The organism is Streptomyces sp. RPA4-2 (assembly GCF_012273515.2).
Taxonomy (GTDB): Bacteria; Actinomycetota; Actinomycetes; order Streptomycetales; family Streptomycetaceae; genus Streptomyces; species Streptomyces kaempferi.
This window is the reverse complement of the sequence record NZ_CP050975.2, coordinates 8,088,716-8,102,586: the sequence shown is the minus strand read 5'-3', so window position 1 is coordinate 8,102,586 and position 13,871 is coordinate 8,088,716. Positions and strand designations below refer to the sequence as shown.

15 protein-coding genes are annotated in these 13,871 nt (G+C 70.2%); 9 read left to right on the top strand and 6 right to left on the bottom strand.

The window, feature by feature from the left end; translation table 11 throughout:
- The first annotated feature begins 25 nt into the window (after positions 1–25).
- The 3 genes from HEP85_RS35375 (at position 26) to HEP85_RS35365 (ending at position 2,775) form a co-directional block, all read left to right on the top strand.
- On the top strand, positions 26–676 hold the full coding sequence (locus HEP85_RS35375; protein ID WP_168531576.1) for a DUF4230 domain-containing protein: 651 nt from the start codon (positions 26–28) through the stop codon (positions 674–676).
- Positions 677–732: 56 nt separating this feature from the next.
- On the top strand, positions 733–1,404 hold the full coding sequence (locus tag HEP85_RS35370) for a VanZ family protein (protein WP_248002203.1): 672 nt from the start codon (positions 733–735) through the stop codon (positions 1,402–1,404).
- A 135-nt stretch (positions 1,405–1,539) separates the two neighbouring features.
- Complete coding sequence (locus tag HEP85_RS35365) at positions 1,540–2,775, top strand: family 16 glycosylhydrolase (RefSeq protein WP_168531575.1); 1,236 nt, start codon at positions 1,540–1,542, stop codon at positions 2,773–2,775.
- 207 nt (positions 2,776–2,982) lie between these two features.
- Here the strand turns inward: HEP85_RS35365 and HEP85_RS35360 are convergent, their stop codons facing one another.
- The 5 genes from HEP85_RS35360 to HEP85_RS35340 form a co-directional block, all read right to left on the bottom strand.
- Positions 2,983–3,363, bottom strand: coding sequence for a peptidase inhibitor family I36 protein (locus tag HEP85_RS35360; RefSeq protein ID WP_168534373.1), 381 nt, complete (start codon positions 3,361–3,363; stop codon positions 2,983–2,985).
- Positions 3,357–3,503 (bottom strand): hypothetical protein, encoded by a 147-nt coding sequence (locus tag HEP85_RS35355; protein ID WP_369657985.1) that lies wholly within the window; start codon positions 3,501–3,503, stop codon positions 3,357–3,359. The genes HEP85_RS35360 and HEP85_RS35355 overlap by 7 nt, the downstream gene beginning before the upstream one ends.
- Positions 3,504–3,529: 26 nt before the next feature.
- Complete coding sequence (locus HEP85_RS35350) at positions 3,530–4,060, bottom strand: hypothetical protein (protein ID WP_369657984.1); 531 nt, start codon at positions 4,058–4,060, stop codon at positions 3,530–3,532.
- A 3-nt stretch (positions 4,061–4,063) separates the two neighbouring features.
- Positions 4,064–4,462 (bottom strand): hypothetical protein, encoded by a 399-nt coding sequence (locus HEP85_RS35345; RefSeq protein WP_168531573.1) that lies wholly within the window; start codon positions 4,460–4,462, stop codon positions 4,064–4,066.
- Between the two features lie 263 nt (positions 4,463–4,725).
- Positions 4,726–4,965 (bottom strand): hypothetical protein, encoded by a 240-nt coding sequence (locus HEP85_RS35340; protein WP_148011937.1) that lies wholly within the window; start codon positions 4,963–4,965, stop codon positions 4,726–4,728.
- A 131-nt stretch (positions 4,966–5,096) separates the two neighbouring features.
- Between HEP85_RS35340 and HEP85_RS35335 the strand changes: the two genes are divergently transcribed.
- Complete coding sequence (locus HEP85_RS35335; RefSeq protein ID WP_168531572.1) at positions 5,097–6,134, top strand: PHP domain-containing protein; 1,038 nt, start codon at positions 5,097–5,099, stop codon at positions 6,132–6,134.
- Positions 6,135–6,531: 397 nt separating this feature from the next.
- Entirely contained in the window at positions 6,532–7,491 is a 960-nt protein-coding gene (locus HEP85_RS35330; RefSeq protein WP_168531571.1) for an SDR family NAD(P)-dependent oxidoreductase, read from the top strand.
- A gap of 196 nt (positions 7,492–7,687) precedes the next feature.
- Here HEP85_RS35330 and HEP85_RS35325 read toward each other — a convergent pair whose 3' ends face one another.
- Positions 7,688–9,010, bottom strand: coding sequence for an ROK family transcriptional regulator (locus HEP85_RS35325; RefSeq protein ID WP_168531570.1), 1,323 nt, complete (start codon positions 9,008–9,010; stop codon positions 7,688–7,690).
- A gap of 167 nt (positions 9,011–9,177) precedes the next feature.
- On the opposite strand from HEP85_RS35325, the gene HEP85_RS35320 reads away from it, so the two are divergent.
- The 4 genes from HEP85_RS35320 to HEP85_RS35305 are packed head-to-tail and all read left to right on the top strand — an operon-like array spanning position 9,178 to position 13,763.
- Positions 9,178–10,494, top strand: a complete 1,317-nt coding sequence (locus tag HEP85_RS35320) for a sugar ABC transporter substrate-binding protein (protein ID WP_168531569.1) — start codon at positions 9,178–9,180, stop codon at positions 10,492–10,494.
- 14 nt (positions 10,495–10,508) lie between these two features.
- On the top strand, positions 10,509–11,510 hold the full coding sequence (locus HEP85_RS35315) for a sugar ABC transporter permease (RefSeq protein ID WP_329292489.1): 1,002 nt from the start codon (positions 10,509–10,511) through the stop codon (positions 11,508–11,510).
- A 25-nt stretch (positions 11,511–11,535) separates the two neighbouring features.
- Positions 11,536–12,375: a carbohydrate ABC transporter permease gene (locus HEP85_RS35310; protein ID WP_168534371.1), complete on the top strand. Its 840-nt coding sequence runs from the start codon at positions 11,536–11,538 to the stop codon at positions 12,373–12,375.
- A 29-nt stretch (positions 12,376–12,404) separates the two neighbouring features.
- Positions 12,405–13,763: a GH1 family beta-glucosidase gene (locus tag HEP85_RS35305; protein ID WP_168531568.1), complete on the top strand. Its 1,359-nt coding sequence runs from the start codon at positions 12,405–12,407 to the stop codon at positions 13,761–13,763.
- The last annotated feature ends 108 nt before the right edge of the window (positions 13,764–13,871 follow it).

Below are 13,871 nucleotides of genomic sequence, written 5' to 3'. Positions count from 1 at the left end.
TGGAGCAGGAAGGAGGGCCGTCGACATGACGACGTCCATCAAACGCATGCCCGTGTGGGCCAAGGTGATCACCGCCGTGGTACTGGTGCTCGTGGTGCTGTTCGCCGGGCTGCGGCTGGCCGTTCTCCCGGGGCTGCGCGATCTGTTCGGCACGGAGACGCACGACCGCTCCGGGCCCACGCTCCTGCAGTCGATCCAGGACATGAGCCGCTACGACGCCGCGTCGGGCAACTTCCAGGTGGTGGTCGATCTGGAGAAGGACGCGAAGTTCCTGCCCGACGCCATCCGCGGCTCCCGCACGCTCTACGTGGGCGCCGGTACGGTCGACGCGTACGTCGACCTCGGGTCGCTCGCGAAGAACGACGTGACGGTCAACTCCGACCGGACCTCGGCCACCCTGCGGCTGCCGCACGCGGTGCTCGGCAAACCCGCCCTCGACCCCAACCGCTCGTACGCCGTCTCCAAACAGCGCGGTCTGCTGGACCGGCTCGGCGACTTCTTCTCCGACAACCCGAACAGCGAGCGGTCCGTGCAGAAACTCGCGGCGAAGCACATCGGCGACGCCGCGAAGGACAGCCATCTGACGGCACGGGCCGAGAAGAACACCACCAGCATGCTCGACGGCCTGCTGCGCTCCCTCGGCTTCACCGACGTGACCGTCACCTACGGCACCTGACACGAGTGGTGCACGGCATCGCGGGTAACAGCCTTCGACCAGAGAAATGTTGAAACGTGGAGGATCAAGTGATCCGTACGGCGTTGGGCACGCGTGCCGGGAAATCCGGCCGCCCACAGGACAAGGGAAAGGCGTCCGCTCAGGGCAAGCGCAAGACACCGTCCGGGGACAAGGCGAAGGCCTTCCGCCGCCGTCCGGGGAAACCGGCCAGGAACACCCGCACCGCACCGGCCAAGGATCAGCGCAGGTCGCTCCCGCTGCTGGTCCGGCTGCTGGTCATGCTGCTGGCCTTCGTGGCCATGGTGGCGTTCGCGGTCGCCCTGGCCCGGCTGACGCTGGAGCCGTCCCCGGCGTCGAAGGCTCTGATCCACACCAATCTGCACCCCGGCCGGTCCCTGCGTGCCTACCTCGACCAGCCGGCGCTGCGTGACGCCGTGAAGCAGATCGGCGGGAACATCCTGCTCGGTGTGCCTTTCGGCGTGCTGCTGCCGGTCCTCGTCCCCCGCACCCGCGGGATCCTGCGCGTGGTGCTGCTCACCGCGGCGGTGATGCTCCTCGTGGAACTGGCCCAGGGTGCGTTCATCACCGGGCGCGCCTTCGACATCGACGACGTCATCCTCAACACCAGTGGCGCGCTGGTGGGTTATCTGCTGCTGGGGCGGCGGATGGGCCGGGCCGTGCACCCACGCCGTCGCTTCCGGAACCGGCGCGACTCCCGGGAGGCCTGAGCCGAACCCGAAATGCTGGTCCGTACCAAAGTATTGACACCCCCTTACCTCACTCCTTAAATCAAGAGGCGAAGCACGCACCCCCCACCTCAGTCGGCGCCCCCTTCCCCGGGGCACCGTACGGAAGGGAGAGTCTTGAACTCCCCACGCCTGCTCCGCAGATGCCTCTTGGCAGTGCTGTCCGCAGCGCTCGTCACCGCGGCCGCCGTCGTTCCCGCCCAGGCGGATCCCCCGACGGCGGTCGCGGCCGTCACCACCTTCTCGGACACGTTCGACGGTGCCTCCGGCGCCGGCGTCGACTCCTCGAAGTGGCAGGTCGAGACCGGCGACAACGTCAACAACCACGAGCGCCAGTACTACACGTCCGGCAACAACAACGCGAAGCTGGACGGCCAGGGCCACCTGGTGATCACCGCACGCCGGGAGAACCCGGGCAACTACCAGTGTTGGTACGGACGTTGTGAGTACACCTCGGCCCGGATGAACACGTCCGGGAAGTTCACCGGCACCTACGGTCATGTCGAGGCGCGGATGAAGATCCCACGCGGGCAGGGCATGTGGCCCGCCTTCTGGATGCTCGGCACACCGGTCAACTGGCCGGACTCGGGCGAGATCGACATCATGGAGAACGTCGGCTTCGAGCCCTCGACCGTGCACGGCACGATCCACGGGCCCGGGTACTCCGGCTCCGGGGGCATCGGCGCCGGCTACACCCTGCCGGGCGGCCAGGCCTTCGCCGACGCCTTCCACACCTTCGCCATCGACTGGGCCCCCGACTCGATCACCTGGTCGGTGGACGGCAACGTCTACCAGCGGCGCACGCCCGCCGACCTGGGTGGCAAGACCTGGGTGTTCAACAAGCCGTTCTTCATGATCCTCAACCTCGCGGTCGGCGGCTACTGGCCGGGCGACCCCGACGGCTCCACCGCCTTCCCGCAGCAGTTGGTGGTGGACGAGGTGAAGGTGACGACGAGCGACGGTTCGGGACCCACCGGCGGCCGGATCACCGGACTGGCCGGCAAGTGCGTGGACGTGGCAGGGGCCGGCTCGGCCAACGGCACGCCCGTACAGCTCTACGACTGCAACGGCACCGCGGCCCAGCAGTGGTCGGTCTCGTCCGACGGGACGATCCGCGCGCTGGGCAAGTGCCTGGACGTCACCGGCGGCGGCACGGCGGACGGCACGACCGTCCAACTGTGGGACTGCACGGGCGGGCCCAACCAGAAGTGGGCCGTCAGCGCGGCCCACGACATCGTGAACCCGCAGGCCAACAAGTGTCTGGACGCCACGGGCAACAGCTCGGCCAACGGCACCCGGCTGCAGATCTGGACGTGCTCGGGCGGCGCCAACCAGAAGTGGTCCGTGGGCTGAGATTCCACCTCGGGGGACGGGGGGACGGGGGGTCCGGTGGGGGTTCGCACCCCGGCCGGACCCCCGTACATGTCCCCCATTGCACCGGCAGATGCCCCCGTACCTGCCCTTGTACATTTCCGCGCGTTCAGCACCCGGGGCGTGCCCGCCGTAAGCGGTCCGCCCACGGCCTCGCACCGCGGGCGGACCGCGCGGGTCGGCGGCCGGTCAGCAGCCCATGGACCAGGTGTGCGAGTCGCCGCGGTCGTTCGCAACGGCGTTGTAGCCGACCTCCTCGCCGGGACCGAGACAGATGGTCAAGGCGCCGCCCTGCCAGGCGTTCTCGTAGACCTTGACGTGGTCCTTGACGCCCGGTCCCGACAGTCCGTGGTTGGCCCACGAGGAGTCGGTGTCGGCGATCCAGCTCTCCCACCAGCCGTCGTCCCCGGACCAGTTGGCTCGCTGGCCGTCGAAGTTGGCGTTCTCCCACACGCAGAAGTTCCCGCTGGGGCAGTCGGCCGCGCCGGAGGGGGTGGCCAGGGCCAGACCGCCGGTCAGGGCGAGCAGGGACGCTGCGGCACAGAGCGCGAGGCGCTGGGTGATCACGATGAGGTACTGCCTTTCTTCGGGGTTGCGGCGACGGTCCGCTCGGCGTAGAGCGCCGCCGCGCGGTGCAGTGCGCGGGTGCGCAGCTGCCGGTAGGTGGTCAGCGGCCCGTGCCGCTCGGCGCGGACCCGGGCCAGCAGCACCGGTTCCAGGCGCGTACGCAGCCGGGTCAGACCGCTCTCACGGGCGCAGCGCTCGGAGTCGGCGGGGTCGGGACGGCCGGGGCGGGGTCCCCGTGCCGGGGTGGCGCAGTGGGTCCAGCGTGCGGCCGCCGCGCGAAACCGGTGTCGCGCTTCATACGCTGCTGGGCCTCGGCCCGCAGGTTGTCGACCACGACCCGGGTACGGAACCAGAGCTCCTGGTCCCCGTACAGGTCGCGCTGGGCGGCGGCGAGACAGCCGTCCGTGTGGGCGGTGACGGTGTAGCCGGTGGCGAGGGTGACGGCCAGTTCGGGCCGGCCGCGGCCGAAGAGGGCGCCCTGCAGTCGGCGGTCCGCTCCGTCGGAGGTGTGGCGCTGGGTCAGTCCCTGCCGGGCCAGGCAACGGTCCACGAGTACCTGCTGCGCGGCGTCGATGAGATGGTCCCGGTCACGCGCGGTCCTGGGCAACGGCGGCGCGGTCCGCTCGGCGGGCGTCGTGGCGCAGCCCGCCACCGCGAGCGCCGCCAGCGTGGTGGCGCACAACGCGCGAAGGAGTCGCACGGGTCAGCCGACCTCGCAGCCCATCGTGGTGTCGGCGACACCGTCCAGGCGGGCGCCCCAGGGCCAGTTGTCGGCCAGGTCGTGCGCCCGGATGAGCCGGGCGTAACAGGTGCCGCGGCCCCAGTCGATGGCGTACACCGCGGTGTCGGCGTTGGACCGGAAGGACGCGGCCTTGTCGTGCAGGAACTCCGGGACGTCCGTATAGCCGGGCGGGGTGTAGCACCAGGACGAGCCGTGTTGTCCGGCCGCCGTCCAGAAGCACACGTCGCCGGCCCGTGAAGCTCCGGAGGCCGGGAGCGGCGCGGAGAGCGAGGGAGCCGCGGCGGCCGTACCCGCCGAGACCGAGGCGAGGAGCGCGGTCGAGGCGAGGAGGGTCGCGGGCACGGCGAAGCCACGGAACATGAGGACTCCCGAGGGGACGGAGGGGTTCGCCGGAGCGGCTGCTGCTCGCCCGGCAAGATCAACCGTGCCCTCGTGACCGCGGGCCCATGCCCGGTTCCCGACAATTGATGATCTTTACGGGGGTGCGGGGTCATTCCTCCTGAAACAGCTCACACCGGCGCAGAATCCGCAGGTCCGCGCGCTCCCCCACGCCCTCGACCGGTGCCGTCGCCAGTTCCGCTGTCAGTGCCACTGTCAGTACCGGCGCCCGTTGAGTACCGCTGCTAATGGCGCGGCAGCCACGTGAACTTGTCGCCGCCCACCCAGCGGACCACGTCCGGGTCGTCGAGATCGTGGACGGTGATCCCGTAGGCGGCGGCCGTCACGAGTACGTCGGTGATGGCCCTCGCCTCGCAGACCACTTCGCCGTCGATCTCCATGATCCGGAACGGCGGCGTGCCCGGCTGTACCCCGAGCACCAGGATTCGTGGTTGGGAGATGTGGGGGCTCGCGATTTCGGTCATGAGTAGAGCGTAGATCGATTCGCGCACGTGGGCGGGGGCGCGCGTCCAGCCGGGTGAGCCTCCCGCCGTGCGGGCGCACGGCGCCTGCGCGAGGCTGGAAGGGCCCGTGGAGCCGGGGGAAGGTGGCGCCGATGGATCCCGTCGAGGCCCTGGACCGGATCGCGTTCCTGCTGGAGCGGTCCCAGGCCCCCACCTATCGCGTACGGGCCTTCCGCACCGCCGAGTCCCTCCTGGCCGGGCTCCCCGGTGGCGAGGTCGAACGGCGCGCGGCCGACAGGACCCTGGAGTCGCTGAAGGGCATCGGGCCGAAGACGGCACAGGTGGTACTGGAGGCGCTCGACGACCGGGTGCCCGGCTATCTGGAAGAGCTGGAGCGGACGGCCGGGGAGCCGCTCGCCCAGGGTGGTGAGGCGCTGCGGGCGCTGCTGCGCGGCGACTGCCACCTGCACTCCGACTGGTCGGACGGCGGCAGCCCGATCGAGGCGATGGGCCGGACCGCGGCCCGGCTCGGACACGAGTGGGCGGTGCTCACGGACCACTCGCCGCGGCTCACCGTGGCGCGGGGCCTGTCCCCCGGGCGCCTGCGCGAACAGCTGACGGTGGTCGGGGAACTCAATCAGCGGTGGGCTCCGTTCCGGCTCCTCACGGGGATCGAGTGCGACATCCTCGACGACGGGGCACTGGACCAGGAGCCCGAGCTGCTGGAGCAACTGGATGTCGTGGTGGTGTCGGTGCACTCCAAACTGCGCATGGACGCGCGTTCGATGACCCGCCGCATGATCGCCGCCGTGCGCAATCCGCTCGCGGACGTGCTGGGACACTGCACGGGCCGTCTGCTCACCGAGCGCCGACGGCCCGAGTCGGAGTTCGACGCGGACGCCGTCTTCGCGGCCTGCGCCGAATCCGGTACGGCCGTGGAGATCAACAGCCGCCCGGAACGGCTCGACCCGCCGCGCCGGCTGGTGCGGCGGGCGGTCGACGCGGGCGTGCTCTTCTCCGTGGACACCGACGCGCACGCCCCCGGTCAGCTCGACTGGCAGATCCACGGCTGCGCGCGGGCGGAGGAGTGCGGGGTGCCCGCCGGGCGTGTGATCACCACCTGGACCGCGGACGAGCTGCTGACCTGGACCCGGGACCGGACGCCCCCGTCGCGCGCGACAGGCGCCTGACGCCGGTGGTCGTGGGGCACGGTGGCCGGCGCCGCCGGTCCCGCCATCTCCCGTTCGGGGTGACCCACATCACCGCTCCCGCCCCGGCCCCGGGGGAACACCCGCCGGTAGTTCCCCGTTAAACCAACCGTGGGTATGGAGGGGACAGTGTCCCCGGGCCTCACCTATAGCCCACAGGGATGATCGTTCGGCTGATGCCCTGTGGAGCCTTCCGCCGAGAGGCGACCGCCCTCCGTGCCCACCACAGACGGCCCCGACCGCGATTCCCCCGTCCGGTCGGGGCCTTTCTCCTGCCCATGGCCGGCGCCGCGAGGGCGGGCCACCGTCACCCGCCCCGGTCCCCGGCACGACGGCGCGCGTTTGACTTCGAGTGCTCTCCAATCCGTACCGTCGTCGCATGACCACTGCACAGCACAAGATCGGCTCGGGGTTCGGCGCCCGCAGCACCGCCGCCGACGTCCTCCAGGGCCTCGACCTCTCCGGGAAGCTCGCGATCGTCACCGGCGGATACTCGGGGCTCGGCCTGGAGACGACGCGCGCGCTCACCGGGGCCGGCGCCCACGTCGTCGTCCCCGCACGGCGTCCCGACGTCGCCCGGGAAGCGGTGGCGGGCATCGACGGTGTCGAGGTGGACGAGCTCGATCTCGGCGACCTCGACAGCGTCCGCGCCTTCGCCGAGCGGTTCCTCGCCTCGGGCCGGACCATCGACATCGTGATCGACAACGCCGGGATCATGGCCTGCCCGGAGACCCGGGTCGGGCCCGGCTGGGAAGCCCAGTTCGCCACCAACCACCTCGGCCACTTCGCGCTCGTCAACCGGCTCTGGCCCGCGATCGAACCCGGTGGCGCGCGGGTCGTCTCGGTGTCCTCCACCGGCCACCACAACTCGGGCATCCGCTGGGACGACGTGCACTGGCGCGACGGCTACGACAAATGGGAGGCGTACGGACAGGCGAAGACAGCGAACGTCCTGTTCGCCGTCCAACTCGACCGGCTCGGCCGGGACTCCGGTGTGCGCGCCTTCGCCCTCCACCCCGGCGGCATCCTCACACCGCTCCAGCGTCACCTCGCCAAGGAGGAGATGATGGAGCGCGGCTGGATCGACGAGAACGGCGTGCCGCTGAACCCGGACGCCTTCAAGTCGCCTGCCCAGGGCGCCGCGACCCAGGTATGGGCCGCGACCTCGCCGCAACTGGCCGGTCTGGGCGGGGTGTACTGCGAGGACTGCGACATCGCCGAGGTCACTCCCGTGGACGGCGAGCGGACCGGCGTACGGGAGTACGCGATCGACCCCGAGCAGGCCGCCCGGCTGTGGGAGCTTTCGGCGGAGCTGACCGGGGTGAACGCGTTCGCGTGACCTGACCTCGGGCCGACGCGTGTTCGGGTCGGCCGCAGCGGGGGCCGGCCCGGTCACCGATCCACCCGAGCGAAATCCTTCCGAAGGCACCGGCTCACCGAGGCTACCGGTCAACCGAAGTCACCCCCCGGCCAAAGCACGGCTCACGCGGCGGGCCGGTGAGCCGGTGCGTCAGCTCGACGCGCACGCCGGGACGTCAGTGCGGCGCGCGCTCCTCCAAGGCGGCACGCCAGGCCGGGGAGGGCCCTTCGTTCACCGGCTCGGCGCGCCTGCCGCCCCGGGCGAAGAAGTCGGCCAGCGGAAGGATCGCGGCGCCGACGGTCACCGCGTCAGGTCCGAGCCGGCCGAGGTCGATGGAGACGCGCTCGGCGGGATAGCGCAGGGAGTACGAGGTGGCGTACCGGCGTACGGCGGGCAGGAAGCGGGTGCCGAGCTGGAGTCCGGCCCAGCCGCCGATGAGGATGCGCTCGGGCTGGAACAGGTTGATCAGGTCGGACAGGCCCGCGCCCAGGTACTCGGCGGTCTCCTCGAGCACGGAGAGCGCCACCGGATCGTGCTCGGCGTCCCCGTCGGGGTACGCGGCGGCGAGCATCGCGGTGAGCGCGGTCTCCTCGTCGGTGCCCTCCGGCGGGCGTCCGCCCTCCTCGCGCCAGCGGTCGAGCAGCGCCTCCGCACCGGCGTAGGCCTCCAGGCAGCCCAGGGAGCCGCAGCGGCAGCGGCGCCCCCTGACCCGTACGGTGAGGTGCCCCCACTCGACGGACCGGCCGTTCTCCACGTCCTCCGTGACCAGGCAGGCGCCGACACCGGAGCCGAAGAGGACGACGACCGCGTTGCGCGCGCCGCGTCCGGCGCCGAACCACATCTCGGCCTGGCCGAGGGTCCGGGCGCCGTTGTCCGCGAAGTACGGGACGGTGTCGGGGAGCCGGCAGGCCGAACGGAGCAGGGACTCCAGTGGGACGGCGTCCCAGCCGATCGTCTGGCCGTGCACCACCGCGCCGCGCTCGGGGGTGCGGGCCACGATGCCGGGGACGCCGATGCCGACGCCGAGGAGCTGCTCCGGGTCGATCCCCGCCTCGGCGAGCACCTCGGCGATGCCGTCGCGGATGTGCCCGACGATGACGTCGACGTCGTACTCCCGACGCTGCGAGGGCCGGTCGACCTCGAACCCCTGGCGCTCCAACGGCCGCTCGGTGCGGGCCAGTTCGGTGAGAGTGAGGTCGAACAGCTCGACGCGGACCCGGGTCTCGCCGACATCGACGCCGATCATGTGGCCGCTGCCGGGCGCCACGCGCAGCAGGGTGCGGGGCCGACCGCCGTCGGACTCGACGCTTCCGGCCTCCTCCACCAGTCCGTCGGCGACGAGTTCGGCGACCACGTTGCTGATGGAACCGGAACTCAGCCCCGTGGCCGGGCCCAGTTCGTACCGGCTCATCGGGCCATCGAAATACAAACGTTGCAGTACGGCGGTGCGATTGCCCCGCCGCAGGTCACGCACTGTCCGACCGTTGCGCCCCGCCATGTGAATCCCTTCCGGCCTGCCCGACCTGCAAGATACAGCTGCGCGATCCCTTGACGCGACTTTCTTCCGGGTCTTAACTCACGTCCTAAATTAAGCCATGAGGGTCGTTCGAGAAGTGAACGGACCCGACCCTCCTGGCTCCCTCCGGGAAAGGGACATACGCAGCCATGCGCAGAATCCGAGCCGCGGCCGCCGGTGCGGTCACCATCTCCCTGCTGACCGCCGCGACCGCCTGTGGCGGCGGCTCGTCGAACGGCGGCGGGTCCAACGACTCGCCGAAAACGCTCACGTACTGGGCGTCCAACCAGGGCGCCAGCATCGAGATCGACAAGAAGGTCCTCCAGCCCGAGCTCGACAAGTTCGAGAAGCAGAGCGGGGTCAAGGTCAAGGTCGAGGTCGTGCCCTGGTCCGACCTGCTGAACCGGATCCTCACCGCGACCACCTCGGGCCAGGGCCCGGACGTCCTCAACATCGGCAACACCTGGAGCGCCTCCCTGCAGGCCACCGGCGCGCTGCTGCCGTGGGACGCGAAGAACTTCGCCAAGATCGGCGGCAAGGACCGCTTCGTCGACTCGGCGCTCGGCTCGACGGGGGCCGAGGGCAAGGACCCGGCCGCGGTGCCGCTGTACTCGATGGCGTACGCGCTGTACTACAACAAGAAGTCGTTCGCCGACGCCGGCATCGCGAAGCCGCCGGCCACCTGGGACGAGCTGGTAGCCGACGGCAAGAAGCTGTCCAAGGGCGGCAAGTGGGGCCTGGGCGCCGAGGGCTCGAACGTGTCGGAGAACATCCACCACGTCTTCGTCTTCGCCAAGCAGCACGGGGCCGACTTCTTCACCGCCGACGGCAAGGCCGACTTCACCAACGACGGCGTGGTCGCGGCGGTCCAGCAGTACGTCGGGCTGATGGCGAAGGACAAGATCATCGCGCCGGGCAACGCCGAGTACGCGCAGAACCAGTCCGTCAGCGACTTCGCCAAGGGCAAGAACGCCATGCTGCTGTGGCAGTCCGCGTCCGCCAACCTCAAGTCGCAGGGCATGAGCGAGGACGCGTACGGCATCGCGCCGGTCCCCGTGCAGTCCGGCACCCCCGGCACGGGCACGAACGTCAACTCGATGGTCGCGGGCATCAACCTCGCCGTCTTCAAGAACACCAAGAACCTCGACGGCGCCGCCAAGTTCGTGAAGTTCATGACCAGCGACGCGGAGCAGAAGATCCTCAACACGGCGTACAGCTCGATCCCGCCGGTCAAGAACGCCCAGGGCGACAGCGCCTTCAACTCCCCCTCGAACGTGGTCCTCAAGGACACCCTGGCCAAGAGCGCCGCCGCACTTCCGCAGGTCGCCGACGAGTCCCAGTTCGAGACCACGGTCGGGACCGCCGTGAAGGAGCTGTTCGCGGCCGCCGCGGCGGGACACCCGGTCACCACGGCCTCGGTGAAGGCCGAGCTCGAGAAGGCCCAGCAGCAGATGCCGAAGAAGTGAGTGCGGACAACCTCATGACCACCACGACCGCCGCCTCCGCCGACCCCGGCGAGCGGACGGTGCGCAAGGACTCCCCCGGTGCGGCGCGCGGCCCGCGCCGCACCGGGCGGATCCGCCGCATCGGACTGCCCTACCTGCTGCTCCTGCCCGCGCTGCTCCTCGAACTCCTCGTCCATCTGGTGCCGATGGTGATCGGCATCGTGATGAGCTTCAAGGAGCTCACCCAGTTCTACATCCGTGACTGGGGCACCGCGCCCTGGTCCGGCCTCGACAACTACAAGGTCTCGGTGGACTTCAGCGCGCCCGTCGGCAAGGCGCTGCTCCACTCGTTCATGGTCACGGTCGGCTTCACCCTGCTCTCGGTCGGCCTGTGCTGGCTGATCGGCACCGCGGCCGCGATCTACATGCAGGACACCTTCCGCGGGCGCGGCCTGCTGCGCGCGCTGTTCCTCGTCCCGTACGCCCTTCCGGTGTACGCGGCGGTCATCACCTGGGTGTTCATGTTCCAGCACGACAACGGCCTGGTGAACCACGTGCTGCACGACCAGCTGCACCTCACCGACAAGCCGTCCTTCTGGCTCATCGGCGACAACAGCTTCTACGCGCTGCTCGTCGTCTCCGTGTGGAAGGGCTGGCCGTTCGCCTTCCTGATCGTCATGGCCGGCCTGCAGAACATCCCGGGCGAGCTGTACGAGGCGGCCGCCCTCGACGGCGCGGGCCTGTGGCAGCAACTGCGCCGTATCACCCTGCCGTCGCTGCGCGCGGTCAACCAGGTCCTGATCCTGGTGCTGTTCCTGTGGACGTTCAACGACTTCAACACACCGTTCGTCCTGTTCGGCAGGACGGCCCCGGAGTCCGCGGACCTCATCTCGGTCCACATCTACCAGGCGTCCTTCGTCACCTGGAACTTCGGCACCGGGTCCGCCATGTCGGTCCTGCTGCTGCTCTTCCTGCTCGTGGTGACCGGCGCCTACCTGCTGCTGACCTCCCGGGGAAGGAAGACCGCCGATGTCTAGCACCTCGCAGGCACACCGCTCGCCGATGGCGCCGCCGCGCTCCTTCCTGTGGTCCCGGCGGATCTTCCTGACGCTGCTCACGGGCTTCGTCCTGGTGCCGGTCTACGTGATGGTCTCCAGCTCCCTGAAGCCGCTCGCGGACGTCTCGGGCAAGTTCCGCTGGGTGCCGAGCGGTCTGACCATCCGCCCGTACATCGACATCTGGTCGACGGTCCCGCTGGCGAGGTACTTCGTCAACTCGCTGATCGTGGCCGGCGCGGCGACGGTCTGCTCGGTGGTGATCGCGGTCTTCGCGGCGTACGCCGTCAGCCGTTACGAGTTCCGGGGCAAGCGGACCTTCACGGTCACCGTGCTGTCCACGCAGATGTTCCCCGGCATCCTCTTCCTGCTCCCGCTGTTCCTCATCTACGTCAACATCGGCGACGCGACGGGCATCGCCCTGTTCGGCTCCCGCGGCGGGCTGATCCTGACGTACCTCACCTTCTCGCTGCCGTTCTCGATCTGGATGCTGATCGGGTACTTCGACTCGGTGCCGCGTGATCTGGACGAGGCGGCGCTGGTGGACGGCTGCGGTCCGCTGGGCGCGCTGTTCCGGGTCGTCGTGCCGGCCGCGATCCCCGGCATCGTCGCGGTCGCCGTCTACGCCTTCATGACCGCCTGGGGCGAGGTGCTGTTCGCGTCGGTGATGACCAACGACACCACGCGCACACTCGCCGTCGGGCTCCAGGGCTACTCCACGCTCAACAACGTGTACTGGAACCAGATCATGGCCGCGTCGCTCGTGGTCAGCGTCCCGGTGGTCGCCGGGTTCCTGCTGCTCCAGCGCTATCTCGTCGCCGGGCTGACGGCCGGAGCCGTCAAGTGACCCACTCCACCACCCCCGAAGGGACTTCCGTGACCATCGACCTTGCCGCACTTCCCGAGGGCTTCCTGTGGGGCACGGCCACGTCGGCCTACCAGATCGAGGGCGCCGTCACCGAGGACGGCCGCTCACCCTCCATCTGGGACACCTTCTCGCACACCCCCGGCAAGATCGACAACGGTGACGACGGGGACCTCGCCTGCGATCACTACCACCGCTGGCGCGAGGACATCGCTCTGATGCGCCAACTCGGCACCAACGCCTACCGGTTGTCGGTCGCCTGGCCCCGCGTCGTGCCGGGCGGTGACGGCCAGGTCAACACGAAGGGCCTCGACTTCTACGACTCCCTGATCGACGGCCTGCTGGAGGCGGGCATCACCCCGTCGGTCACCCTCTACCACTGGGACCTGCCACAGGTGCTCCAGGACCGTGGAGGCTGGCCGGCCCGCGAGACGGCGCTGCACTTCGCCTCGTACGCGGCGGTCGTCGCGGAGCGGCTGGGTGACCGCGTCAAGCACTGGACCACCCTCAACGAGCCGCTCTGCTCGGCCTGGATCGGTCACCTGGAAGGGCGGATGGCCCCCGGCCTCGCGGACATCACGGCCGCGGTCCCCGCCTCGTACCATCTCCTCCTCGGGCACGGACTGGCCACCCAGGCGATCCGCGCGGCGGTCCCGGACGCCCAGGTCGGCATCGTGAACAACCTGGCCAGCGTGGAGGCGGCCACCGACCGCCCCGAGGACGTCGCGGCGGCCCACCGGCTCGACGGGCACACCAACCGCTGGTGGCTCGACCCGGTGCACGGCCGTGGCTTCCCGGCCGACATGCGCGAGGTGTACGGAGTCGAACTCCCGGAGCATCCGGGCGACTTGGAGACGATGGCCGAGCCGCTGGACTGGCTGGGCCTCAACTACTACTTCCCCTCCAGCGTCGTCGACGACCCCACCGGACCGATCCCCCAGGTCAGCGCGCTCCGCCGTCCCGGAGTGCCCCGCACCGCCATGGACTGGGAGGTCGAGGCCTCCGGCATCGAGCGCCTCCTGCACCGTCTGACGGACGACTACGGCGCCCGCAAGCTGTACGTCACGGAGAACGGCTCCGCCTACCCGGACGTCGTCCGACCCGACGGAACGGTCCACGATCCGGAGCGCACGGACTATCTGGAGCGCCACCTCGCCGCCTGCGCGTCGGCGGCCCGTAAGGGTGTCCCCCTCGCGGGCTACTTCGCCTGGTCCCTTCTCGACAACTTCGAGTGGGCCTACGGGTACGACAAGCGCTTCGGACTCGTGCACGTCGACTACAAGACACAGAAGCGCACGGTGAAGGGCAGCGGACACCGGTACGCGGACATCATCCGCCAGTACGGGGAGCGGGGGCGCAACGCGGCGTAACAGGGACCCGGCGGCCTCCCGAGGGTGTTCCCCCTCGGGAGGCCGCCGGACGCGCTCTCCCGAACGCGGCGCACGATGTCGACGGGACGTAGAAGTCGCCGAGTCGGA